Origin of the sequence: Bifidobacterium pseudocatenulatum DSM 20438 = JCM 1200 = LMG 10505, from assembly GCF_001025215.1 — a bacterium.
GTDB lineage: Bacteria > Actinomycetota > Actinomycetes > Actinomycetales > Bifidobacteriaceae > Bifidobacterium > Bifidobacterium pseudocatenulatum.
Genome location: NZ_AP012330.1, coordinates 1,451,039 through 1,476,168 on the forward strand (window position 1 = coordinate 1,451,039; position 25,130 = coordinate 1,476,168).

The 25,130-nt window shown below is 55.8% G+C and carries 19 protein-coding genes; 5 read left to right on the top strand and 14 right to left on the bottom strand.

Annotated elements, in window-relative coordinates:
* Positions 1 to 5: 5 nt before the first annotated feature.
* On the bottom strand, positions 6 to 665 hold the full coding sequence (locus BBPC_RS06105; RefSeq protein ID WP_033524130.1) for a response regulator transcription factor: 660 nt from the start codon (positions 663 to 665) through the stop codon (positions 6 to 8).
* Positions 665 to 2,014 (bottom strand): sensor histidine kinase, encoded by a 1,350-nt coding sequence (locus BBPC_RS06110; RefSeq protein ID WP_033524131.1) that lies wholly within the window; start codon positions 2,012 to 2,014, stop codon positions 665 to 667. The genes BBPC_RS06105 and BBPC_RS06110 overlap by 1 nt, the downstream gene beginning before the upstream one ends.
* A 233-nt stretch (positions 2,015 to 2,247) precedes the next feature.
* On the opposite strand from BBPC_RS06110, the gene BBPC_RS06115 reads away from it, so the two are divergent.
* From BBPC_RS06115 to BBPC_RS06125, 3 genes are read left to right on the top strand one after another with little or no spacing between them, the layout of a single operon-like run.
* Positions 2,248 to 3,246 (top strand): ABC transporter ATP-binding protein, encoded by a 999-nt coding sequence (locus BBPC_RS06115; protein ID WP_004220489.1) that lies wholly within the window; start codon positions 2,248 to 2,250, stop codon positions 3,244 to 3,246.
* A gap of 29 nt (positions 3,247 to 3,275) precedes the next feature.
* Complete coding sequence (locus BBPC_RS06120; protein WP_004220492.1) at positions 3,276 to 4,535, top strand: ABC transporter permease; 1,260 nt, start codon at positions 3,276 to 3,278, stop codon at positions 4,533 to 4,535.
* Positions 4,522 to 5,808 carry an ABC transporter permease gene (locus BBPC_RS06125; protein ID WP_004220496.1) on the top strand — a complete coding sequence of 429 codons (1,287 nt, stop codon included), beginning with the start codon at positions 4,522 to 4,524 and terminating at the stop codon, positions 5,806 to 5,808. Before BBPC_RS06120 ends, BBPC_RS06125 begins: the two co-directional genes overlap by 14 nt.
* A gap of 52 nt (positions 5,809 to 5,860) precedes the next feature.
* Here BBPC_RS06125 and BBPC_RS06130 read toward each other — a convergent pair whose 3' ends face one another.
* A complete protein-coding gene (locus tag BBPC_RS06130; RefSeq protein ID WP_226555654.1) occupies positions 5,861 to 6,910 on the bottom strand; it encodes an AraC family transcriptional regulator in 1,050 nt (349 codons plus the stop codon).
* A gap of 156 nt (positions 6,911 to 7,066) precedes the next feature.
* On the opposite strand from BBPC_RS06130, the gene BBPC_RS06135 reads away from it, so the two are divergent.
* Positions 7,067 to 7,714 carry a sugar O-acetyltransferase gene (locus tag BBPC_RS06135; RefSeq protein ID WP_004220500.1) on the top strand — a complete coding sequence of 216 codons (648 nt, stop codon included), beginning with the start codon at positions 7,067 to 7,069 and terminating at the stop codon, positions 7,712 to 7,714.
* A gap of 27 nt (positions 7,715 to 7,741) precedes the next feature.
* Positions 7,742 to 9,121, top strand: coding sequence for an MATE family efflux transporter (locus tag BBPC_RS06140; protein WP_004220503.1), 1,380 nt, complete (start codon positions 7,742 to 7,744; stop codon positions 9,119 to 9,121).
* Positions 9,122 to 9,209: 88 nt separating this feature from the next.
* Here the strand turns inward: BBPC_RS06140 and acnA are convergent, their stop codons facing one another.
* The 11 genes from acnA to BBPC_RS06195 form a co-directional block, all read right to left on the bottom strand.
* Complete coding sequence (gene acnA / locus BBPC_RS06145; protein ID WP_004220504.1) at positions 9,210 to 11,912, bottom strand: aconitate hydratase AcnA; 2,703 nt, start codon at positions 11,910 to 11,912, stop codon at positions 9,210 to 9,212.
* A gap of 69 nt (positions 11,913 to 11,981) precedes the next feature.
* On the bottom strand, positions 11,982 to 14,468 hold the full coding sequence (locus tag BBPC_RS06150) for an HAD-IC family P-type ATPase (protein ID WP_033524066.1): 2,487 nt from the start codon (positions 14,466 to 14,468) through the stop codon (positions 11,982 to 11,984).
* A 136-nt stretch (positions 14,469 to 14,604) separates the two neighbouring features.
* Complete coding sequence (locus tag BBPC_RS06155; RefSeq protein WP_226558525.1) at positions 14,605 to 15,153, bottom strand: type 1 periplasmic-binding domain-containing protein; 549 nt, start codon at positions 15,151 to 15,153, stop codon at positions 14,605 to 14,607.
* A 35-nt stretch (positions 15,154 to 15,188) separates the two neighbouring features.
* The gene (locus BBPC_RS06160) at positions 15,189 to 16,454 is read right to left on the bottom strand and encodes a class I SAM-dependent RNA methyltransferase (protein ID WP_004220510.1); all 1,266 of its coding nucleotides are present in this window, start codon (positions 16,452 to 16,454) and stop codon (positions 15,189 to 15,191) included.
* Positions 16,454 to 17,200, bottom strand: coding sequence for a DUF3159 domain-containing protein (locus BBPC_RS06165; RefSeq protein ID WP_004220512.1), 747 nt, complete (start codon positions 17,198 to 17,200; stop codon positions 16,454 to 16,456). Before BBPC_RS06165 ends, BBPC_RS06160 begins: the two co-directional genes overlap by 1 nt.
* Positions 17,201 to 17,226: 26 nt before the next feature.
* Positions 17,227 to 18,057: a DUF3710 domain-containing protein gene (locus tag BBPC_RS06170; protein WP_022245426.1), complete on the bottom strand. Its 831-nt coding sequence runs from the start codon at positions 18,055 to 18,057 to the stop codon at positions 17,227 to 17,229.
* A 117-nt stretch (positions 18,058 to 18,174) separates the two neighbouring features.
* Positions 18,175 to 19,035, bottom strand: coding sequence for an exodeoxyribonuclease III (locus BBPC_RS06175; protein WP_004220515.1), 861 nt, complete (start codon positions 19,033 to 19,035; stop codon positions 18,175 to 18,177).
* A gap of 80 nt (positions 19,036 to 19,115) precedes the next feature.
* Positions 19,116 to 21,125 carry a dipeptide ABC transporter ATP-binding protein gene (locus BBPC_RS06180; RefSeq protein WP_004220518.1) on the bottom strand — a complete coding sequence of 670 codons (2,010 nt, stop codon included), beginning with the start codon at positions 21,123 to 21,125 and terminating at the stop codon, positions 19,116 to 19,118.
* A 20-nt stretch (positions 21,126 to 21,145) separates the two neighbouring features.
* Positions 21,146 to 22,111 (bottom strand): ABC transporter permease, encoded by a 966-nt coding sequence (locus tag BBPC_RS06185; RefSeq protein WP_004220520.1) that lies wholly within the window; start codon positions 22,109 to 22,111, stop codon positions 21,146 to 21,148.
* Between the two features lie 17 nt (positions 22,112 to 22,128).
* On the bottom strand, positions 22,129 to 23,055 hold the full coding sequence (locus tag BBPC_RS06190) for an ABC transporter permease (protein WP_004220521.1): 927 nt from the start codon (positions 23,053 to 23,055) through the stop codon (positions 22,129 to 22,131).
* 299 nt (positions 23,056 to 23,354) lie between these two features.
* Positions 23,355 to 25,007 carry a peptide ABC transporter substrate-binding protein gene (locus tag BBPC_RS06195; RefSeq protein ID WP_004220523.1) on the bottom strand — a complete coding sequence of 551 codons (1,653 nt, stop codon included), beginning with the start codon at positions 25,005 to 25,007 and terminating at the stop codon, positions 23,355 to 23,357.
* Positions 25,008 to 25,130: the final 123 nt, after the last annotated feature.

The following is a 25,130-nucleotide window of genomic DNA, read 5'->3' on the forward strand; positions in this document are numbered from 1 at the left end:
GTTTCCTATTGGCATGCGAGCCATTCGACCGCAAGTTTCGTACGATTCGTAACGTTCGTTTTCGCGAGAATATCGCTGATACGATTGCGAACCGTGCCTTCGCTTAAAAACAGTTTCGCAGCGATCTCACGATTGTCGTACCCCTCGGCGACCAGTTGCATCACGTCCCGCTCGCGCTCAGTGAGATTCGCGAAACGACCGGAAAAACGATTTTCCCCGTTATCGCCAGCTTGCGAAACGTGACGCTGCGTCTGACTCGCTTTATTGACATGCAGTTTCCGCAACACCTGCGCTCCCATAACCACCTGTCCGGCCATCACCGACTGCACTGCGGGAATCACCGATGAGACATCCTGTTTGATCAGATAGCCTTTGGTGCCGATTTCCAACGCCTCGGCGATGTACGATTCGTCCGCGAATGTGGTAAGTATCAGGATTTTCGCATTCGGATGGGCGTCGATGATCTTTCGCGACGCGGCAAGACCGTCCATAACCGGCATTTGCACGTCGATCAGCAGCACGTCCGGATTATCTTCTTCATACTGACCTACCGCGGTTTCGCCATCATAGGCCGTCCATGCAATATCGGCCGTGCCTGTCGCTTTGAGAATCGTGGACAGCGACGAGCATACGATTGGATCATCATCGACGATTGCGACTCGCATCATACGTTCTCCTTCGTTGTTGCGGACGCTGCCGCATCATCGTCCGTTTTGGGAATGGACACGAACACCCGCCACCCCTCATGATACGGGCCGCACACCGCGGTACCGCCGAGCGCCCGCGCACGCTCCTCGATATCCGCCAATCCAATGCCCGAAGCATCACGCATCGTCGCCGTACGCGCGGCATCATGGAACTGACGAAAACGAGCGGAAGACTCCCCCATCATACCGTTGATGTTTCCTTGGGAGCCATCGTTCCACAGGGCGCCATCATCCTGTATGCGCAGCTGCCATAACGCAGGAAAATCACGCAAGGTGATATCGACATTGCGCGCCATGCTATGGCGAATCGTATTGTTCAACGCCTCGCGAATCGTCGTGGCGAAACAGCGTGACACCGCGGCCGGAGCCGCATCGATGCCGTTGCTCAAGGTGACGTTCACTGTACTGGAATCGTCCAAACCATGCGCGGATGCCTCAATCTGCGCCACGAAATCCGTGCCTTCGTCTTTCAGATCATGCACCGCGCCCCGCACCAATGTCATCGCCTCGCCCACCGTGTCGTGAATCTGCGCGAACCCTTGAGCCGCCGGCTCCTGACCAGAAACCTGAGCCACCACTTGGGCCGCTTCGGACTGCATGATGGCCCGGGTAAGCATATGGCCGACATTGTCATGAATCTCGCGCGCTATGCGTGTACGCTCCGCGAGCGTGGCCACACGAACCGACGCGGCGCGATCTTCCTCGCTTTCCGCCAATTGCGAGCGCAGCCGGCGGATCTGGTCACGTTTGGAATCCTGAAGCCGCCTGTTCTGCCGGGTGAGCGTGACATTGCGCGCGCACAACAGGCCAACCATGAATCCCAACACTACATGCAATGCCAGCAGTACGGCGATGAGTGCAGCTCCCATATCATCCGCATGCGCGCCTGCATTACGGCAACGGACCAAGGTCGCCACTACGGGAATGATCCACACCCATCGTGCGATGACCGTCGTGATTTGCATCGCATCGTATTGCGGCATGTTCGGCAATTGCGAACGCAAGCCGGCATGGTTCCGTCCCGCACGGTGTTGTTCGACGTTCTGTGATATGGCGGGCAGCATGGCCGCGTTGTATGCGGCGACCGGCATCATCGCGCACCATGATGGCGTGAAGCATGCGCCGCAATCCAACATCAACAGTATGGCGATGGTCCATGCCGACGAGCGCGCGTATTCCCCCACCGCGGCACAGCATATGGCCAGCAACGCGCCGCATACCAGTTCAGCCGATACGTCTCCGACGATATACAGGTTTGCGATCAGCCCGAACGTGAGGAATATGGCTTGAAGCAATAATCGCCGCATGCCTTCCTCCATCGTCGCCGCTTCTTGTGGTTATGTCTTCCCAGCGTAGTGTACGTTGCCGCCGTTGCGGGCCATCTTTGCCACGAAGGTGACATTTGTCATCTTCCATATGGCTGTGTTGCGCCAGGTTTATGACCTCAGACACCATGTCGTCTCCGTTTGGTCGGAGACAATGGAATCACTATCGTAAACGGCGGTTATCGCTGTTGGAACATGTGAGGTAAGGAGAGCCGATGAGCGAGCGTATGGAAAGGCAAACAGGTGAGAGCTCCAGCAGCGCGGTCAAGGTGTCGAAGCTGGTCAAACGGTATGGGGATATGCTGGCGCTTGACTATTTCGATCTTGACGTGCATCAAGGTGAGATTTTCGGTTTGCTTGGACCGAACGGTTCCGGCAAGACCACGGCGATTAACTGCATTCTCGCATTGTTGACGTTCGATGAGGGCACGGTACGTGTGTTTGACGAACCGATTGGCCCGACCAGTTATGCGCTGAAACGCCGCATCGGCATCGTACCGCAGAATGTGGCTGTGTTCAATGAATTGACGGTTGAGGAGAATATCGATTATTTCTGCTCGCTGTATGTGCCTGACAGGGCACGCCGTCATGCGCTGGTTGAGGATGCGCTGGATTTTGTGGGCTTGCGCGATTACCGCAGGTTCCGTCCGTCGAAATTGTCGGGAGGTTTGCTTCGTCGATTGAACATCGCATGCGGTGTGGCGCATAAGCCGGATCTGATTTTCTTCGATGAGCCGACCGTCGCCGTCGATCCGCAAAGCCGCAATGCGATTCTGGAGGGCATTCAGCGTCTTAACCACGAAGGCGCGACAGTGATTTACACGAGCCATTACATGGAGGAGGTCGAGCAGATCTGCGACCGCATTCTCATCATGGATCATGGCAGGCATTTGGCCTTGGGCACCGCCGACGAGTTGAAGGCGATGATCGACACCGGCGAACGCATCAGTGTGGAAACCGACGATCTGGGTGGCTTGCATCATGAGGCGGGAACGCAGCAGGCATTGGAACAGTTACGTGCGCTGCCATGTGTGATGAGCGCCGATTATGACGGTCATGAGTTGACGGTACGTTGCCGTCGGGGCGATCACAATCTTCTTGACGTGTTGACGTTGCTGAAATCCAATGGCACGAATATCGGGCATCTTTCCTCCCGGCAGCCGACGCTGAACGATGTGTTCCTTGAACTGACCGGCACGGCGTTGCGTGACTGACGGAATCATGGTTCGAAAGGTTTGACATTATGTTGCAGACATTGCTGGTCAATCTGAAATTGCATTTCAGGGAGAAAGCGCAGCTGTTCTGGCTGTTTGCCTTTCCCATCATTCTGGCGACCATGTTCAATGGCATGTTCGGCAATATCGCGGAAAGTTACGCATTGCACACGGTTGACGTCGTCGTGGTTAATAACGACGATTGGCGCGCCTCTCCGGGCGCGCAGATGCTGGTCGACGGCATTTCGTCCGATACTGGCGCGACCGGTGCCGATGGCGATCATGCGAAGGTCGATGATGACGGTGACGCCATGCCGAAACTCATCACCGTCACGGAAGCCGCATCTATGGAAGCCGCGGATCGAGCACTGCTTGACGCCAAGGCGCAGGGCAGACTGTCCGTCGACGGTAGTGGGAAACTGCAGCTGGCCATTTCCCAAGCCACGCAAACATCCGCCACGGATGTGATGGCGTCGAGCAGTGGTCTGGATATTTCCCTGACGGTGTTGGGCAATATCGTGGACTTGTACAATCGCAACACCGCCGTGGTGGTCAATGCCGCGCAGCACAATCCGTCCGCGTTGTTGGATGACGCGTTCACCGGCAGCATCGGCTCGTCGAGTGGGTTCACGAAGGAAGTGCAGCTGACGAATTTCAAGCCAAGCGGCACCGCACGCTACTATTACGCGTTGCTCGGCATGGCCGCGATGATGGCCATGAGTTTCGCGGTGAACGCGGTATCGTTGGCCCAGGCAAACCTGTCGGCACTTGGCATTCGCCGTTCCGTCGCTCCCCTGCCGAAACTGCAACAGCTGCTGGCAGGTTTTCTTTCCAGTTGGATCTGCTCGTTCCTAAGTCTGACCGTGGCCATGCTGTACATTCGTTTCGGCTGCCAGATTTCTCTCGGCGGTCGTGAATGGGCCGGCTTGGGCGCGTGCTTGATGGCGTCATTCGCCACAAGCGCGTTCGGCACGTTGATCGGCGCAATACAGGGTGTTTCCACGAGTGCCAAGCAGGGATTGTGCACGGCCTTGGCATGCACGCTGTCGCTGTTTTCCGGTTTGTATGGCTCGTTCGCCATGGATTTAAGCGATCAGATAGCGCAGCATGCGCCCCTGTTGAGCATGTTGAATCCGGCGCAACAGATTACGAATCTGTTCTACGACATTCTGTATTACGACAGTTTCCGCCCGTTCTTTGCCACGGTGGGCGTATTGGCTGCGATGAGCTTGGTCTGTCTTGGTATGGCGACCGTTCTGTTGAGGAGGCAACGCTATGAACACTTGTAAAGCAGCACTGCGTATTCTCAAAGCGCGCAAATTGTATGTGATTATCTACTTGGTGCTGATCGGCACGATGATGTTTTCCATCAGCTGGCAGATCATGCGTGGCTCCACAGCTGCCGGAGCGACGACGTATGAGCCGGAATCCGCCCGTATTGCGGTAATCGACCGTGATGACGACGCCGAGCATGTGGCTCAATCGTTGCGTTCCTACCTCGCTTTGGACGGTGAGATGGTCACCATTGATGACGATTCCATATCGTTGCAGCAGGCTGTCGCATCGAATTATGTTGATTTGATTGCGATTGTGCCACAAGGTTTCGCCGAGCGTTATCTGCAGTATGCGGATAACGCCACGGCTACGCAACCGACCATAGATACCGTCGTCAGTTATGCTTCCGGAGCCGGATCGCTCGCACAGCTGAAAGTCAACGAGTTTCTTTCGCTGACGCGTACCGCCTATCTCGGCATGCCGCAGGCACAGCGCACGCTCGACGCCGCCATGACAACGACGTTGGATGCTGCCACCGCCGATATGAAACAGTCGCATATCGCCGTGGTGTCCTCGGACTCTGAAGACGACGGCACCACACCGGGCTCATCGGCATTCGCGGGCACGCTCAAAACCGGCTTGTATCCACTGTTGCTGGTCATGCCGGTATGCACGTTCCTCGTGGTCAGCACATTCAATGACAACGAAATCCGCCGCAGGCTCTACTCGTCCCCCGCGCGTCTGGTGTCGTTGGAAGCGCAGCAAATGCTGACATGCGGGACGTTCGGTCTGCTGGTATGTGCTGCGTATACCGCGGTGACATTCCTGTTGATGGCGCTGGCCGGAGTGTCCTTTACCGGCCTGAATGCCGTGAACGTAGGCTTGTCGTTCGTGTCGCTGATGGTCTACACGCTTATGGCGATCGCTTGCGGATTTCTGTTGGGGTCATCCGGTTTCAATGAAATGGCAACGAACGGTTTCGTCAATGTGTTCGCTCTGCTGGTCATGTTCACTTCCGGTATGGCGTTCCCCGTGGATATGATGCCAGATCCCATGATCATCATCGGAAAACTGCTGCCTGGATGGTGGCTCTGCTCATCGATAGACCACGTATTCGGACTGGGTACGGCCTCCTCGAGCGGCGTGGACTACGGCGCGTGGGCGTCATCAACCGGATTGGTGGCAATGTTCGCGGTAGCGTTCATCTGTCTGGGCTTGGCCTTGGGACGCATTCGGCGAGCCCGCCCGACGTTGGCCTCCCCCGCCACAACGCAGTTGGCCAAGTAGTCGACGCCAACACTGTGGCAGCCGCATGACGATCGCATACGACGTCCACGGTCTACTTGAGCATATTCCTCCGGTAGGCTGTGGGCGTCGTATGCATGTACTGCTTGAACGTGCGCGTGAAGAATGTCGATGATGAGAAACCAAGTTTTTTGGCGATGTCGGAAACCGGCATCGATGTGGTGTCCAGCATTTCCGCTCCAGCTCTCATACGCACGTCATTGACGAATTCAATCGGCGTCTGATCGACCATCTCATGGAAGATCTGCGCGCATTTCGTACGGCCGACGGACCCTGCTGAAGCAATCTCCTCCAGGGTGATCTGTCGAACGTAATTGTGCTGCACGTAATCAATCATCTTGCTCAAAATAGCAATCTTCGGATTCTTCCTGTCGTATTTGGAAGAACCATTCTTGCCATGTTCGCCCGCTATGGCCGTCAGTTCACGCACCATCGTATAAAAACAGCTGAGCACGGTCAACGATGCCGTATCATCCTTTAATTTCATATTGTCAACGGTGGCGGGATGCATGGTCTGGGCAGCCGGCATCTGACCGAATTTCGCATCATGCAGCCGCATCATGCATTCCAGCAACGCGGATCCATGCTCATCTTCAGGATCACACACCATGTACGGGAGCCGTTCGTCCGCCATCAACGGAGCCACAAAGCGTTCATAAACCATGTTCGGCATGCACATGCATGAAGGGTTCAGCAGAGTGCAGGAAAATTCGCAATCGGTGCCGTCCTCGGTGAAACCGTAATGCAATTGGCGCGAATTCACGAAAATGCCTTGGCCTTCTTCAAGACGAATGCTTTCGCCGTTCACGAAATACCACATGTGTCCACGGATGATGTGGGTGAATTCGAAATCGATATGCCAATGGCATTCCGCGCGCATGTTCGGATACTGATGCAGCAGCGAATGTTCGGTGAATGAGAAGAACATCGGCGCATCATATTGCACCATTTCCGCGCCGTTGGGCTTGCGTCCCCAGTTGGTGACCGGCATGAACTCATATGGAAGACGACCGTCTTGCGCAAGTTCAGGCTGTTCCGTTTGTTCGTTTTGTCCGACCTGCACGTCACGAACGTCTAATCCCATCTGTCCCATGCAATACCCCATCAGTGGATACGGTAAATAATACGAAAATCAAGAACGATAATACAACGAAATACAGTGTCAACGAATAATGATGCCGTTGAATGGAACATGATATGTCACGTCAATCGATTGACGTAATACAGCAGAGGAGGCAGCATGGTGGACCCCACCAATCATCCGGCACGCGACGAATGGGAGCGTATGCTCTCCGGCGAACTGTATGTGGCCGATAGTCCGCAACAGCAGGAAGCGAATATGCGCAAGCGTCGCCTGGTGCAGGCCATCAACACGTCCGAATATGACGCGTTCAAAGAACGTGACGAACTGTTTCACGAACTGTTCGGCGCATTTGGAGAGGGTGGATTCGTGGAACCCCCATTCAACTGCGATTATGGATGCAACACGTTCATCGGCAAGAATTTCTATGCCAACATGGATTGCATTTTCCTTGACGTGGCACGCATCACCATCGGCGACCGCGTGTTCTTCGGCCCCCGAGTGGGCCTGTACACGCCGTATCATCCGATCGATGCGACGGTGCGTTCCTCCGGCCCTGAAGGCGCTCGTCCGATCACCATTGGCAACGATGTCTGGTTCGGCGGCAATGTGGTGGTCGGCCCTGGCGTCACCATCGGCGATGATGTGGTGATCGGTGCCGGATCAGTGGTGGTCAAGGACATTCCTTCGCATTCGGTGGCAGTCGGCAATCCATGCCATGTGATCCGTGAGATCACCGACGCCGACTGCGAATATTGGGAAGGCAAGGCAGCGGAATATCACGCTTGGAAGGATTCGATTCAGTAAAACGCACCGCACCATCCTCACATCATCATGCAATCTTCCATCACTTGGCGCGAGTTTCTTCGACAGACGTTGACGCTCGCCCTGCCCATCGCGTTTCAACAACTGATGCTGGCGCTGTCATCGTGCGCCGACACTCTTATGCTGACGAACGTCGGTCAAAACGAGCTGTCGGCAGTGTCTCTTGCCACGCAGTTCCAGTTCATTTTCAGTTTGTGTCTTGCCGCGCTCACGCTTGGCATGAGCATTCTGGTGGCCCAGTATTGGGGTGCGGGCAATACGAATGCCGTCGAACGTGTCTTGGCGTTCATCATGCTGTATGCCGGCGGATTGTCGCTGGTGTTTTTCGCATTGACGCTACTCATTCCGGAAACGTTGATGTCGATTATGACGAACGATGCGACGCTGATTACCATCGGCTCACAGTATTTGCGGGTTTCGTCGGTTTCGTACCTGTTCATCGGTTTGTCGCAAATGTATTTGTGTCTGATGAAGAATGTGGGTGCGGCGGTTACCGGAATGACGGTAAGCACGGTTGGCGTGATCGTGCATGTTGCGCTGAACGCGGTGCTGATCTATGGTTGGTTCGGTTTACCCGCATTGGGTATTTTCGGCGCGGCGATTTCCACGGTGATTTCCCGAGCCATCGAACTGGTGTGGTCTGTGCTTGTAGCCAGCCGCAATGGCCGCCCACGTTTGCGGTTGTCGATGATGTTGCATCCGGATGTGGCGTTGCAGAAGGATTTTTGGAAGTATAGTCTGCCCGTGCTTGGCAATGAGCTGGTTTGGGGCTGCGGTTTCACCATGTACACCGTGATTATGGGTCATCTTGGTACGGATGCGGTGGCGGCCAATTCCATTGCGAATATCGTCAAGGATCTGTTGGTCTGTTTGAGTCTTGGCCTTGGCAATGCGGGCGGCATTCTTGTCGGTAATCTTCTTGGCCGCAATGCTTTCGATCAGGCGAAGGTTATGGGCGACAGGCTCTGTGTACTGGTGGCGGCAGTTGGCGTTGGAACCGGCCTGTTGATTATCGCGGCACGTCCTTTGGCGTTGCAGTGGGCGGGATTGACGCCGCAGGCCACGCGTTATCTGTCGGTTATGCTGTTTATCTGCGCCTATTATGCGGCATGCGGGTGCATGGCCAATCTGACTATCGCCGGTATTTTCCCTGCCGGAGGCGATTCCCGGTTCGGACTTGTCTGCGATGCGAGCGTTATGTGGCTTGTCGTCGTACCGGTCGGTCTGTTGGCGGCTTTCGTGTGGAAGTTGCCGGTATTGGCGGTCTATGCTTTGCTGAATACCGACGAATGCATCAAGATGATTCCTGCTTTGCTGCATTATCGAAAGTATCGTTGGGTCAACAATGTGACGAGACAGACCGATTCCGCCGTAGTATCAAACGCATGAAAAACCGGTAGCAACAAAGCCCGTGTCATACTGCATTGCACAGTGCGACACGGGCTTTGTTATTTGCCGATCTCAATCATGTGATTATTTATTTCATGAGATTGCGCAGCACATACTGAAGGATGCCTCCGTTGCGGTAGTAGTCGGCCTCGCCTGGGGTGTCGATGCGTACGACCGCGTCGAATTCGGTTGTGGAACCGTCTTCGTGGGTGGCAGTGACATGCACCGTCTTCGGAATAATGCCATTGTTGAATTCTTCAACGCCGGCGATATCGTACGTTTCGGTGCCATCAAGGCCGAGGCTCTCATAGGACTCGCCTGCGGGGAACTGCAGCGGCAGCACACCCATGCCGATCAGGTTCGAACGATGGATACGTTCGAAGCTTTCGGTGATGACGGCTTTGACGCCGAGCATGACGGTTCCCTTGGCAGCCCAGTCGCGGGAGGAACCGGTGCCGTATTCTTTGCCTGCGAGCACCACCAGCGGAACATCATGTTCGATGTAGTCGCGGGATGCTTCGAAGATCGTGGTCGGCTTCTGGTCAAGGAAATCGTAGGTGAAACCGCCCGGAGTGACCTCTTCCCCCACGGACGCGAGCAACTGGTTGCGCAGTCGGATATTGCCGAACGTGCCACGTACCATGACCTCATGATTGCCTCGACGGGAACCATAGGAGTTGAAGTTCTTCGGTTCGACGCCACGGTCGGTCAGGTACTTGCCAGCAGGACTGGATGCCTTGAACGCGCCGGCTGGAGAAATATGGTCGGTGGTCACGGAATCACCGAGCAGTGCGAGCACGCGGGCGCCATGAATGTCTTCGACGGGATCCGGTGTGGCCTTCATGCCATCGAAGAACGTCTGCTTACGCACGTAGGTGGAATCCTCATTCCATGCGAACAGTTCGCCTTCTGGAACGTCAAGTCCTTTCCAACGACGGTCGCCTTCGAATACGGAAGCGTAATCCTTCAGGAACATCTCACGGCTGACGGTACCGTCCACCACGGCGGCAACCTCGCTATTGGTGGGCCAGATATCCTTCAGATACACATCATTGCCGTCCGGATCCTCGCCAAGCGGCTGAGTTTCAAAATCGAAATCCATGGTGCCAGCGAGCGCATAGGCGATGACGAGCGGCGGAGATGCCAGGTAGTTCATCTTGACGTCCGGGCTGATGCGGCCTTCGAAGTTGCGGTTGCCCGACAGCACTGAGGTGACGGTCAGATCGTTGGCGTTGATGGCTTCGGAGATTTCCGGCAGCAACGGGCCGGAGTTGCCGATGCAGGTGGCGCAGCCGAAACCGACCAGCTGGTAACCGAGCGCGTCGAGATCGTCCTGCAAGCCAGCCGCCTTAAGATAGTCGGCCACAACCTGGGAACCCGGTGCGAGCGAGGTCTTGACCCACGGCTTGGGCTTCAAACCCTTGGCATGCGCGTTGCGTGCAATCAAACCGGCTGCGATCATCACGGACGGATTGGACGTATTCGTGCACGAGGTGATGGATGCGATCGCCACATCACCGTTCGTGATGTCGAAGTCACCGCGGAAGTCGGTGGAAACAGCAACCGGCTCCTGCACGGTCTTGTCCGTTTCGTACGCGAGCAAGGTTTCGACGAATTTCGCTTTGGATTCAGACAGTTTGATGCGATCCTGCGGGCGCTTCGGGCCAGCGATCGACGGCACGACAGTACCGAGGTCGAGTTCCAGGTATTCGGAATACTGCGGTTCGACGTAGTTCGGATCGGTGGTGTCGCCCCACAGCTTGTTCGCCTTGGCATACGCTTCGACCAATGCGATCTGTTCTTCGGAACGGCCAGTCAAGCGCAGATAGTCGAGAGTGACGCCGTCGATCGGGAAAATGCCACAGGTGGAGCCGAATTCCGGACCCATGTTGCCGATGGTGGCACGATTGGCCAGCGGCACCGAGGCGATGCCATCACCGTAGAATTCCACGAATTTGCCGACCACACCATGCTGACGAAGCATGTCAGTGATGGTCAGCACCACGTCGGTGGCGGTGACGCCTTCAGGAATGGAACCGGTAAGCTTGAAACCGACAACACGCGGCACCAGCATGGAGATCGGCTGTCCAAGCATGGCCGCTTCGGCTTCAATGCCGCCAACGCCCCAACCGAGCACGCCCAAGCCATTGACGGTGGTGGTGTGCGAGTCGGTGCCCACGCAGGAATCAAGATAGGCAAGAGTCTTGCCACCGTTTTCTTCGACCTTGGTCATGATGACCTTGGCGAGATATTCGATATTGACCTGGTGGATGATGCCCGTTCCCGGCGGTACCACGCGGAAGTTCTTGAATGCCTGCTGACCCCAACGCAGGAACTGGTAACGTTCGCCGTTGCGCTGGTATTCGATATCCATGTTTTGTTCGACCGCGTCGGCGATGCCGTACTTGTCGATCTGTACGGAATGGTCGATGACCATGTCGGACTGCACCTGCGGGTTGATGACCTCAGGATCTCCCCCAAGATCCTTGACCGCATCACGCATGGTGGCAAGATCCACAATGCAGGGCACGCCGGTGAAATCCTGCATGACCACACGGGACGGGGTGAACTGGATCTCATGACTCGGCTGTGCAGCCGGATCCCAATCCAACAGTGCCTTGACATGATCATCCGTGATGTTGACGCCATCGATGTTACGTACCAGATTCTCGACGAGAACCTTCAACGAATACGGCAGATGATCGATGCCCGGCAGATCTGCGATGCGGTAATATTCATAATCCTTGCCGTCCACCTTCAGGGTGTCGAGCTGGTCGTCGCGCACAGACATGCTACCTCCGAGCTTTTTGGCTGTATAACACAGCTGATTATTCGTCGCCTACGATACAGCCAAGTTAATTCAGCTCTGGCGTGTCTTCTTAAAGTATGGGACAATACTCGGAATTTTCGGCACCAAACGCAAACACACCAAGAACACGAGTGCCGAAAGCACCATTGCCACCGCCGTCGCAGCCAGCATCTGCCCGGTCGGCACCACCAGCGCGAAGAAATTCGCCACCGGTTTTACGAGCATGCCCCCGAATCCAATTGCGGCAAAGGCCAATACCAATATGCCACGCCACGAATGCAACGGCTTTGCCACCCGCGCAAGCACGAACACTCCCATCATGAGCAGAATAATCGCGTTGACGCCACGCAGCATCGCCAACTGCGCACCCGAATCCTGCACATTCCACTTCATGAATATCGGCAGCAGCCACGACGTGGACAAAATCGACAATCCGACCGCCACACCGCAGGGCACAGCAAAATGCAGCACGCGTTTCAGGAATCCTGGAATATAACGACGCGTGTTCGGAGCCAACGCAAGAATGAATGCCGGCATGCCAATCGTCAATCCGCCCACATATGTGATGTGGCGAGGCAGATACGGGAATGGTATCTGCGTCAGCACCACGCCCAACGAAATCAGTGCGGAATACACGGTTTTCACGAGGAATAGGCTTGCTACACGTTCCATATTGGCCATAACCTGACGCCCTCGCGCCACCACATCGGGCAGATGTGAGAACTTCGAATCGACAAGCACCACCTGTGCCACGGCCTTGGTGGCGGGCGCAGCATTGCCCATCGCAATACCCAGATCGGCCTCTTTGATGGCGAGCGCGTCGTTCACGCCGTCGCCGGTCATCGCCACCACATGCTCACCTGCATGCAATGCCTCCACGATCGCCTTTTTCTGATCGGGCAGCACACGCCCAAGCACATCCACGTTTTCCAGTACTTGCGCCAGCTCCGTAATGTCAGCGGGCAGCTCACGCGCGTCCATGAATCGTGGTTCATGTTCGCCGGTCAGATGCACTTTTCTTGCGATCGCGCCGACGGTTACGGGATTGTCACCAGAGATGATGCGGCAACGCACGCCTTGTTCACGGAACCATGCAAGCGTTTCTTCGGCGTCGGCGCGAATATGTTCGGAACAGCACACCAATGCGACAGGGCACGATGCCGGATTGAGTTTTGGATCGGTTTCGTAATCGTCGGGCGCTGCACCGTAGATTCGCGCGACCAGCAGCACACGGTTGCCGTCATTGGCGAGATCATTGACTTGTTTGAGTATGTCGGCATGGTCGCCGTTGATTTGGGAAAGAATGACTTCCGGCGCACCCATCGTCCACACTGCATTGCCGTCATAGATCGAACTCCACTTGCGCGCCGACGAGAACGGTACTCGTGCCTCGACAGTGCCGTCCGCAAATCCCTGTTCCCGTAGTCCAGACAGAATCGCTTGCCCTGTACCGTTGGGCTGTCCTTCGTTCGATAGGTCGAATAGAGCCTGTCTGACGTCATGCTCGTTCACGGTGCCTCGCATGTCGTCGGGGCCACGAACACCCAGCAATTCCAACGAATCGAGTCGGATGGTGCCGTCGGTGACAGTACCGGTTTTGTCAAGGTTCAGGCAATCCACACGAGCGAGAGTCTCCACGGATTCCAGCTCCTGCACCAGCGTGTTCTTACGTGCCAAACGAATGGCTGCGAGCGCGAAATTCAGCGAGGTGAGCAGCACCAGGCCTTCAGGGATCATACCGACCACACCGGCCACTGCGGAAATGACCGCGGAACGCCATTCGCCGGTCGAAATGGCCACATTCCAGCCGCCAACAGTGCGTACCTGCGACCAGATGAGCAGTACGCAGAGCGGCACCACCAGGAAGGTCATGAATTTCAGAATCGTGTTGATGCCCTTGTTTAGGTCGGATACGGTTTTCCTGTAAACCTTCGCCCGTGCGGTAAGTTTGGCCGCGTAACTGTGCTCTCCTACGGCGGTGACTTTCACCAACGCCATGCCGGAGATGGCGGTGGATCCAGAGAAAATATCGCAGCCTTCGCCCTTGCGTACGGTCCGTGATTCGCCGGTAAGCATGGATTCGTCCAGCTCCAGTCCCCAAGTGTGCACGATCTGCGCGTCCGCGGGCACCTGTTCGCCGGAACGGATCCACATGAAATCACCGAGCACGATATCGTTGTGCGGTATTTCAACGTCTTTGCCGTCGCGGTGCACAAGATAGTCGGAAGCCACCAGAATCGACAGTTTGTCAAGAGTACGCTTGGCTTTCAATTCGGTGCAGATGCCTATGCCGGTATTGATGATGATGATCATGCCGAACACCGCGTCTCTCCACGATCCAGTGATCAATACCATAACCATGGCCGCAAAGATGATGCCGTTGAACAAGGTGAACACGTTGGCTCGCACGATATCGATAAGCGAACGTGAGGTCGATGCCTTGACCACATTGTCCAATCCGCTTTCCCTGAGGGCGATCACTTCGCCTTGTGTCAGCCCCGTCTCTTCGATGAGGGGCATTGTTCGACTTTCGCTCATGATTGCCAGCCTACCGTCACACTCCCGTTTTCCGGTCAACTTCTTGTGAAACACAGGTAAAAATCAGGGAATTTTCAGGGTATTTCATCAAAAGACGAACTGCTGGTCATTCATACCGACATGGTGCAAAACCATATCAGTGGGTAATCGTGGTTACCAGCATTTCCCGGTCGTGAGGATCATTATTGGCCACGGCCACAGCAGCATCGTCGAGCGGTATCGCGTCGGTCATACGATCGTTGACCGTCATGGTAGCCGCATACAGTTTGTTGTCTTTCGGCACGGCGATAGGATTGAGAAGCACCACTGGAACGCCCGCTGTTCTTGCGGTTTCCAAAGCATCATTCCAGTTTTCGGCATTGGCTTCGTTCGCGTCGATTCCTGCGATGATAATGAGGTCGGCCTTGCGTTGCGCCATGTCACGCACGCCTTGCTGCGCGGTGGATTGCGCGTCCACAGTGCCCGAGACGGTAATGTACACCGGCTTGAGTTTACCGGCTTCCATGGCATCCATTGCCATGGAATCGGCGGTGACATCATCCGATCCAATCATGGCGATGGACAGGCTGTCACGATCCTCCATGGAGTGCGCCACCGCAGTATTGGGAGATTGCGTATCCCCCACCGCGGCATTCGACGGCACGCAACCAGATAGCGCCGCGCAAGACAACGCAATCGCAGTCATTCCAAAAAACGCACGACTTGCGAATAACGGCATGCTCACTGTTCGTGCTTTCTGAACAGCGCCACAGTCTCCACATGATGGGTCATGGGATAAATGTCGAACGCGCGGATATCCGCCAATTCGTAGCCAAGTAACACGAGCGTGGCGGTATCTCTGGCAAGGCTTGCCGGATCGCATGCGATATAGACCACACTTTTCGCTTCGGCTTCGGCAATCTGCCTGCACACCTTCGCGCGAGCGCCAGCACGGGGCGGATCAAGCACCACCACATCTGGCTTGGCGAGATCATTGCGCACGTTGGCAAGTGTTTTCGCCACGTCGCCCACACGCGCATCGACATTACCCAGATGAATGTGCCTCAAATTACGTTGCGCGTTCCTTACCGCAGTTTTGCCGCCTTCGACGCTCAACATGCGAGTGCGCTCCGCCGTCAGCGTGGCCAACGGCAGCGTGAACAGACCCGAACCGGAATACAAATCCCACAGACATGCGGATTTGGCACCGTCAAGCTCGCCGCGTACCAAATCGATCACATGGTTGGTCAAAGCGATCGGCGCATGCCTATGCATCTGCCAGAAACCGCCTGCATCCACGTTGTATTCGAATTCACGGCCGGCGACAATCACCTTTTCCGTAAGCTCACGGCTTCCAGCAACCACCTCGCCGTTCACAAGCACGGCGTAATTGTCTGAAATCGGCGCATTATCGCGAGGTTCCGGAACGGATAGACGAATCTGGGAACCCGGTTCGAAGCTCCCTTCCCACACATGCTCACGTTCGGCCACTTCCAGCAACGTACGGCTGGCCAACGGCATGGTATCAATCGGAACGCGCACATGCGTGCCTCGACGGTGCATCGACGGACGCCCATCAGCATCAGCAATCATCTCGATGCGAGTACGCCAATGCAAACCTCGCTCCGCATCGTCTTCCGACATACGCTCAATGGGCACTTCCACGTCGACGTGGCCGAGTCTTGCCATCTGTTCGGCCACCGACGTGACTTTCCATTTCAGTTGCCCTGCAAGCGACACATGCACCAAGTCAGCGCCGCCGACACCACCGCCCATGGCAAGGGGTCCAGCTAACGACCATATTGGATCAGTACGGTCTTCGCTCGCTTCGAGTACTTCCACCACTTCGCCTGTCCAGAAGCGATCCTCACGATCATGCGGCTCGTCCAATGCGACACGGACCAGTTCGCCCGGCAATGCGAATCGCACGAACACAACACGTCCGTCAATATGACCGACGCAACGACCCTGGTCGGCGTACCGTTCAATGCGGATGGTCGATTCCATCAGTGCTCTTCCCTCATTTCGGTAGTTTGTGCTGCCTCAGCATCGTCTTCAGAAACTTCCTGCATCATCTTATGTCGGTGCATTGGCGTCGCCACGATCAGATACGAGACCCAAATCGCGAGCGCCCAGAACGGAATGCCCATCAGCAGACGCGCCGTTCCCAGCCAGCCGACGTGATTGCCGAGATAGAGCGGCACCTGCACGATCAGACGCAGCGCGAACACTCCAACCCACATTGCGGTGATGATGGTATAGGCGCGATTGAGCGCCTTGTCACCTCGCCAATCGGCAAGCCAGGCACGAAAATGTTCAGTCGGTAACGTTCGGATGAACTCGATGACCAATCCTAAGCCAGGCACCCGGACCAGCAGTGAAATCGTCAGCAAAACAACGTAAAAGGCGTTGGTGAGAAATCCGAACATGTAATAGTTACGTGCCTCGTGACTGTTCCATGCCCAGATCAGGCAGATACCTACTGCCAGCAAGCCTGATACCGCTCCCATGACGGACTGTCGTTGGCACAGGCGCACGATCACCTGCAGCACGGCCAACGCAGCGGACACGCCGATGGTCAGTTGCAAATTGGACGTGATGACGAACAGTGCCACGAACACGACGCCCGGCAGCATCGATTCGATAACGCCTCTCGGACCGCCGATGGCGTCGATCACGGAAAAATCGTCAGTATTACCGGCGTCGGCAAGCGCACCAAGACCAGTTCGTTTTTTCGCTTCGGTTTCAGCCATACGTATTAGCTATCGGTTCAAGCGGCTCAACGCACTTCGGAGAACATCGGTCCACGAGACAGCGTGGTCTTGACCTCAACCTGCTGGTCGGAGTCGAATGGACCCTTCGGTTTGCCGGGAATCTCAGTCTTCTGCTCAGCCTCTTCCGCAGCTGCCTTCGCAGCCTTGCGTTCGGCCGGAGCGACCGGCGGATGCATGGGAATAAGGTCGCGTGGCGCCAACGGATCATCGCCTCGTTCCACCACAATATCAGCGAAGAACTGGTTCAATGCCTTTGCTTCCTCACCCTCAGGATCGGTGGCAGCCTTGCCTGAGAAGATGCCGCGCAACATCCAACGCGGACCGTCGACGCCTACGATGCGGGTAAGCACCTTGCGTCCACCTTTGACGGTAACCGGCAATGCCAGTTCGGTGCCGAATACGCCTTCGACTTCCTTCGCGTCCTTGTTGGCTTCAATCAGGTCGGCACGAACGTCATCCCACAATCCGAGCGTCTTCGGTGCCGCGAATGCCTCAATCTCCACACTGGAGGAACCGTAGGTGATGGTGGTGCCAAGAACCTGCTGGGTGGCACGGTTGGCCTTCACTCGCAATTCAATGCCCTTCAGGAACGGCAGATAATATGATCCCATATCGAGGTACTCGTCGTAGTCGGGAACGTTCTCATCTTCCACATCCCACGGACCATGCTCGTCACCGCGGCCCTCGTATTCAGCGGAAGGCTCCGGAAGCGCCACGACTTCCTGAGCTTCGTCAACGTTTTCAGCTGCGTCGACAGCCTCTTCGTTTTCTCCGGCGGCCGCTTCAAGAGCTTCCTTGCTCTGATGCTTCTTCTTACCGAATCCAAACAATCCCATGATGTTCCTCATTTCATAACAGTTGCAACCGTGAATAGCCTAGCACCTATGCTTAATATGGGCTGGGAATCGGGGTGTGATATTCCAATTCCCAGTCTGTTCACGATAAAAAGTGGCTTAAATGTCATACATAATGCTGAGCGGCGCATGATCGGACCAGCGCAGGTCGTAGGTCGGAGCCTTATCGATCACGAATCCGCAGGCCGTTTCCGCCAGTTCCGGTGTTGCGAACTGATAGTCGATCCTCCAGCCGACATTGTTGTCGAATGCACGACCGCGCTGGCTCCACCATGTGTACGGTCCTTGGATGTCTCCGGCGAGATTACGCATCACATCCACAAACTCCAGTTCTCCCAACCATTTGTCGACATATGCGCGCTCCTCGGGGAGGAATCCGGCATGCGTTTCGTTGGCTTTGGCGTTTTTGATGTCGAGCGGCGTGTGCGCGATGTTGAAATCACCGCAGAGCACCGCTTGTTTTCCGCCGTGTGCTGCCTCGTCACGCAACTGTTCCATGCGTATCAGCATGGTGTCGAGGAAACGGTATTTCTGCTTCATTTTTTCCGGATCATCGGTATTTCCCGCATGCACATACACGCAAACCACGGTAATGACATAGCCTTGTGGAGTTTGCATGTCCGCTTCGATCCAACGGCCGGAATCGACGTCATCCTCAAGTCCCGGCAATCCATATCGTTTGTCGACAACCGGCAATGCCGACAACAGACCTACGCCGGCACGCCCCTTGATACGGCAAATCTCGTTCATACGATGCAGTTCGCTCTGATCGGAAATACGTCCCGCCGTTGAGTATTCGAAACCGAATTCGTCGAAAATAGGATCGATTTCGTTTTGCGGGGCACGCACCTCCTGCATACACCACACGTCAGGTGTGTTGCGTCCGGCCCACTCCTCGATGCCTTTGCGTTTTGCCGCTCGGATTCCGTTCACATTGGAAGTCGTGATAGTGATCGTCATAGCGTTCTAGCCTAGCTTGCATACAAGAAAAGCCCTCGGCACATGCCGAAGGCTTATCTTGATGATGTTATCGCATCAAATCAGTCAAGACCGAGCTGCAGCTTGCCGCCGGGGATGGCGCCAAGCAGATCACGGGTGTACTGCTTCTGCGGATGGTCGAAGACCTCGTCAGTGGTGGCGTGCTCCACAAGCTTGCCGTGCTGCATCACCACAACCTCATCGGCGATCTGACGCACAACCGCCAAATCGTGGGTGATGAACAGGTAGCTCAGGCCCTTTTCCGTCTGCAGGTCATTGAGCAATCGCAACACCTGATCCTGCACCAGCACGTCCAAAGCGGATACGGCCTCGTCGCAGACAATCACGTCCGGATCGAGAGCCATGGCTCGTGCGATGGCGATGCGCTGACGCTGACCACCGGAAAGCTCGTTCGGGTAGCGGAAACGCACGGACCACGGCAGTTCCACCATATCGAGCAACTCACGCACGCGGGCAGCACGACTCTTCTTGTCTCCAATGCCGTGGATACGCAGTGGTTCTTCGATGGAACGGTAAATGGAGTACATCGGGTCAAGCGAGCCATACGGATTCTGGAATACCGGCTGCACGTGGCGGCGGAAGTCAAGCAATTCCTTGCCTTGGAAGCCGGAAATGTCCTTGCCTTCATAAGTGACGGTGCCTGAGGTCGGTTCAAGCAGCTTCAGCACCATGTTGGCCACCGTGGACTTGCCGGAACCGGACTCGCCCACAATTGCCAGCGTGGTACCCTTCTTGACGGAAAAGCTCACATCGTCAACGGCCTTGAACATCTCCTTCTTGCGCGGCAGCTTGAACTCGCGTGTCAGATGATCCACCGTGATGATGGATTCGCCGGACTTCAGGGAATCTTCATTCACCTTGTGTTCCATCACGCCGCTGGCATCGCCACCATGCTCCTTGACGGAGATGATGCGCTGCGAGGCCAACGACGGCGCCGCCGCCACCAGTCGCTTGGTGTATGGATGCTGCGGATGCTGCAGCACTTCCAGAGACGGGCCGGATTCAACGACCTGCCCCTTGTACATAACCACGATGTGCTGCGCACGCTCAGCCGCCAAACCCAAGTCATGGGTGATGAACAGCACTGCGGTTCCCAACGAATCGGTGAGCATCTGGAGATGATCAAGAATCTTCTTCTGCACGGTCACGTCAAGCGCGGAGGTCGGCTCGTCAGCGATCAGCAGTTCCGGACGGCATGCCAAGCCGATGGCGATGAGCGCACGCTGGCGCATACCACCGGAGAACTCGTGCGGATACTGGCGTGCACGAGTGGCGGCATCCGGCAGACCAGCCTCAGAAAGAAGACCTGCGATGCGGTCATCCATGGTGGAGCCGATTACATACTTCTTGGCGATGTACCAAGCGTCATCCTCGGCCACGCCGACCTTGATCAGGTCGTCGGCCACGCGCCAACGCGTTTCAGATCCTGGGACCCACTCCGACTCGAAGTACGCCACGGTCTTGTCGAAGTCGTCGCCGGTCTTACCGATCTTGGACAGCGCTTCCTTCGCCGCGGACAACAGCTCAGGAAGCTCCTTGGAGCCAAGGAAAGTTTCATCGTCGTTGCCTTTAAGTTCGACATCGGCATCGGCGAGAGCCTTCGACAGCGAGGAACGCTTCTCATGGGCGATATCCATATTGTTGGCGGCCAGAGCCTCCTTCACCTGGGTACCGATACGCCACACCGGGTTCAGGTTGCTCATCGGATCCTGCGGGACAAGACCCATCTTGTTGCCGCGCAACTTGTCGAAATCCCTCTGCTTGTAACCGGAGATTTCCTCGCCGTCAAGCTTGATGGATCCTCCGACCACATGGCCTGTGCCCGGAAGCAGACCAAGCACCGCCATAGCGGACGTGGACTTGCCGGAGCCGGACTCACCAACGATAGCCACCCACTGACCCGGGTATACGCTGAAAGAGGAGTTGCGAACCGCATGTACCGGCTGGCCATCATCAGTGGTGAAGTCGACCTGGAGGTTCTTGACTTCCAGCAGCGGACCGTTGGCACGTTGCATGGCCTCGAGCTTGTTTTCGGTATTCATTTCAGTCATCGAATATCCCTCACTTACACTCACGTACGGCTCTTCGGATCAAGCGCATCCTTCACGGCGTCACCCATCATGATGAAGGCAAGCACAGTGATGGCAAGTGCCGCGGACGGGTAGAACAGCACCATCGGATCGGTACGCAGAATGGACTGCGCATTGGAGATGTCGCCACCCCAGCTGACGGTAGTGGTCGGCAGACCCACACCAAGGAAGCTCAAGGTTGCTTCCAACACGATGTATGTAGCCAGAGACGTTGTGCCCACCACAATGATCGGTGCCAAGGAATTCGGCAGAATGTGGCGGAACAGGTTACGCCACGGCGTGGAGCCAAGTGCGGTGGAAGCCGTATTGAACTCCAGATTCTTAGCTTCCATAACAGCGCCTCGCGCAATTCGCGCAACGGATGTCCAGCCGAATAACGTCATGACCAGAATAATCTTCCAAATGGAATCGTTGGTCTTGAACATCTGCAGCACCACGATGGCACCAAGCAAAATCGGCAAAGCCAGGAAAATATCGGTCAAACGGCTGAGAATGGTGTCGACCCAGCCTCCGAAGAAACCACTCAACGCACCGATCAGCGTACCCAACAGCACCACCAGCACCGTAGCGAACACGCCGACGCTCAGCGAGGTACGAGTACCATGCACCACGCGGGAGTACACATCGCAGCCTTGCAGATCGAATCCGAAAGGATGTCCCTTCGAAGCCGGTTCCAAGGAGTTCTCAAGCGTGCAGTAGTTCGGATTCTGCTTGGTCATCACTCCTGGGAACAGCGCCACGAAGATAATGAACACAATAAGCACAGCGGAAATGATGAACATCGGGTTCTTGCGCAGGGTACGCCATGCGTCAGCCCAAAGGCTTGAAGCCGGTGCGGACTCATCTACCGAGTCAACGTCCTTAAGCGGCGTCTCCTCGAGAGGAGCAACATATCGTTCCTGTCCCGGAAGCGTGTGAGAAAGATTCGTCTCGTTCATATCAGTCATTGTTCAATCCTCCCAACTCACGCGTAGCGGATTCGCGGATCAAGCGCCGCATAGAGCATATCGACCAGCAGGTTGCACACTGCGAAGATCAGCATAAGCAGAGTCACAATGGACACCACCAGATTGCCTTCACCCTTGAGAATGCTTTGATAAGTCAGGTAACCAATGCCATGCACGTTGAAGATGGTTTCGGAAATCATGGCACCGCCCATCAGTGCGCCAAGATCCTGACCAAGGTAAGTGACGACAGGAATCATGGAGTTACGCAAAACGTGACGATTCATGACCGACCTGTTGTCCATGCCTTTGGCACGTGCGGTGCGCACATAGTCAAGCGCGATATTGGAAGAAATCTCCGAACGACTCAATCGGATGATATATGCCATAGACACAGATCCAAGCACCATTGCTGGCATCAGCAGGTCGATGAATCCTGGATTGGCACCGGCCGTAACTGGAAGCAGACGCAACTTCACGCCTAAGAAATACTGGGCAAGGAAGCCCGTGACGAAGGTCGGTACGGAGATGAGCAACAGAGAGATAATCAGGATCACGGTATCGCACCACTTGCCCTTGTTCAGGCCGGAAATCGCGCCGAAGATCACGCCGAACACGGCTTCGAACACGAAAGCCATCAGCGCAAGCTTGATGGTGACCGGGAATGCACGTCCGATCTGGTCGATGACCAGCTGACCGGAGAAAGTCTTGCCGAAGTCAAGAGTCAGCGCATTTTTCAGGAACAGCAAATACTGCACGATGAACGGTTTATCCAGATTGTATTCGGCACGAATCTGTGCGGCGACGGCCTCATTGACCGGCTTATCGCCAAACATCGCCTTAACCGGGTCGCCCGGCAACGCGAACACCAGGGCGTACACCAAAAGCGTCGTGCCGAGAACCACAGGGATCATCTGCAGAATGCGTCGCAGAAGATATCTGCCCATTGGTTTCTCCTTTTTTGCTTATTCATTGTCAACCTTTTTCAGATTATTACTCATAATCATCGGGGAAGGTTAACGATTTACCCCGCAAGTTTTGTGGCAACACACAACAAACTGCTTTATATTGCAGTTTCATGGGAATCAGCTGGGAAAAATGCTTGGCTACCGGCATCTACCCCCTGACGCCTCTTGGCCACACTGATGTCACCCTGAAACGGTGCGTATTACATGGAAAGGAAGGAACGGATATGATCCGCCCCTTCCTGCAATTGGCTCAGCGAGATTCACTCACGAAGATCGGCTCACTTGCCGGACTTGGTCATGTTCTCGTAGACCGGCAGGTTCTGCCAGTTCATTTCGAAACCGGAAACGCCGGTAGCAGCCACACCGTAGGCGTTGGCGTAGTACAGCGGAACGGCCGGGAGATCGTTGAGCAGCACTTCCTGAGCCTGCTGGTACAGCTTATTGGCCTCATCGGTGGTCTGCGCGGCAGCAGCCTTGGAGCACAGGTCATCGAACTCCGAATTCTTGTAATCGCCATCGTTGGAACCATTGCCATCAGCAGCGGCGGAAGCGTAATTGGCCACCAGGTAGTTTTCGGCGGACGGATAATCCGGCTGCCAGCCGCTACGGAATGCACCCTGAACCTTGCGATCGGACACGGCGGTACGGTAATCGTTGAAAGTCGGGTACGGGTTGGTGGCAGCCACTTCGGAACCAAGCGTGTTGTTGATGGAGTTCACCACAGCGGTGTAGGTGGTCTCGTGGCCACCGTCAGCGTTGTAAGCGAAGGTGAGCTTGTCATCGGAAGTCCACGGGCTGATAGCATTGGCCTTCTCCCAGAGTTCCTTGGCCTTCTTCTCGTTGTACTTCAGGTTGCCGACGCCCTTGAGGGAATCAGAGTAGCCCGGGGTCAGCGGAGAGGTAAAGTCAACGGCCGGAGTGCCGGTGCCGTTGAGCACCTTGTCGCAGATGTTCTCACGGTTGATGGCCATGGAGATGGCTTGACGACGCAGGGTGCCTTCTTCGGTACCAGCTTCGAAGTGCTTCAGGCTGGACGGAATGGTGAACTGCTGGATGACGGAACCGGCCTTGTTGTAGGCCTGCACGGTCTCATCGGTTTCGAAGGTCTTGGTGGCGGAGGCCGGCACGGATTCCATCACATCGAGGGCGCCGGACTGGATGTCGGCGTAGGCTGCGTCATCCTTGGTGTAGACCTTGAAGGTCACACCGTCGTTCTTCGGGGTTCGGTTGCCCTTGTAGTCAGGGTTCTTCACGAGCACGATCTCGTTGTCGTGATCCCAGGACTGGAACTTGTACGGACCGTTGCCGACTGGAGCCTCACCGAAGGCATCCGTGTCATCGTAGAAGGATTCCGGCAGCGGAGCGAATGCGGAATAGCCCACCTTGATGGCGAACACGGAATCAGACTTGTTCAGGTCGACGGTGAACTCGTGATCGTTGACGATCTTCAGACCTTCAAGCTGCTCGTCACCCTTGAGGTTGTCGGTGTCCTGCAGCGCGTCATAGCCCTTGATGGTGGAGAAGAAGGATGAGCCGACCATACCGTTCTTGGCGTTGGCCACGTAGCTCCAAGCCTTGGTGAAGGACTCGGCGGTCACATCGGTGCCATCGGTGAACTTCCAGCCATCCTTGAGCTTGATGTCGTACTGGGTGGCGTCATCGTTGGCGGTAATGGACTCAGCCACTTCGTTGGAAGCATTGCCTTTGGCGTCGAAGGAAATCAGACGGGAGAACAGCAGATCAACCGGCTTGCCACCACCGGTCTCGTTGGTGTTGCCCGGGATGAGCGGGTGCTGCGGTTCGGAATTGTATGCGGTGATGATGTTGGCACCTTCAGCGGCGGTGTCGCTGCCGTTGGAAGAGCCACAGCCGCTCAGCAGCATGCCAAAAGCGCACGCGGCGGCAGCGAAAGCCAGTGCTTTCTTCTTCATATAATCATTCTCCTATTCGATATCACATCGGGATTATCATCCCACAAACGGAAACGAGCCGACCTACTCACCGACGCATCTCTGTTTGGCGATAGTGCACTATTCTTGCTCAATTGACGGACA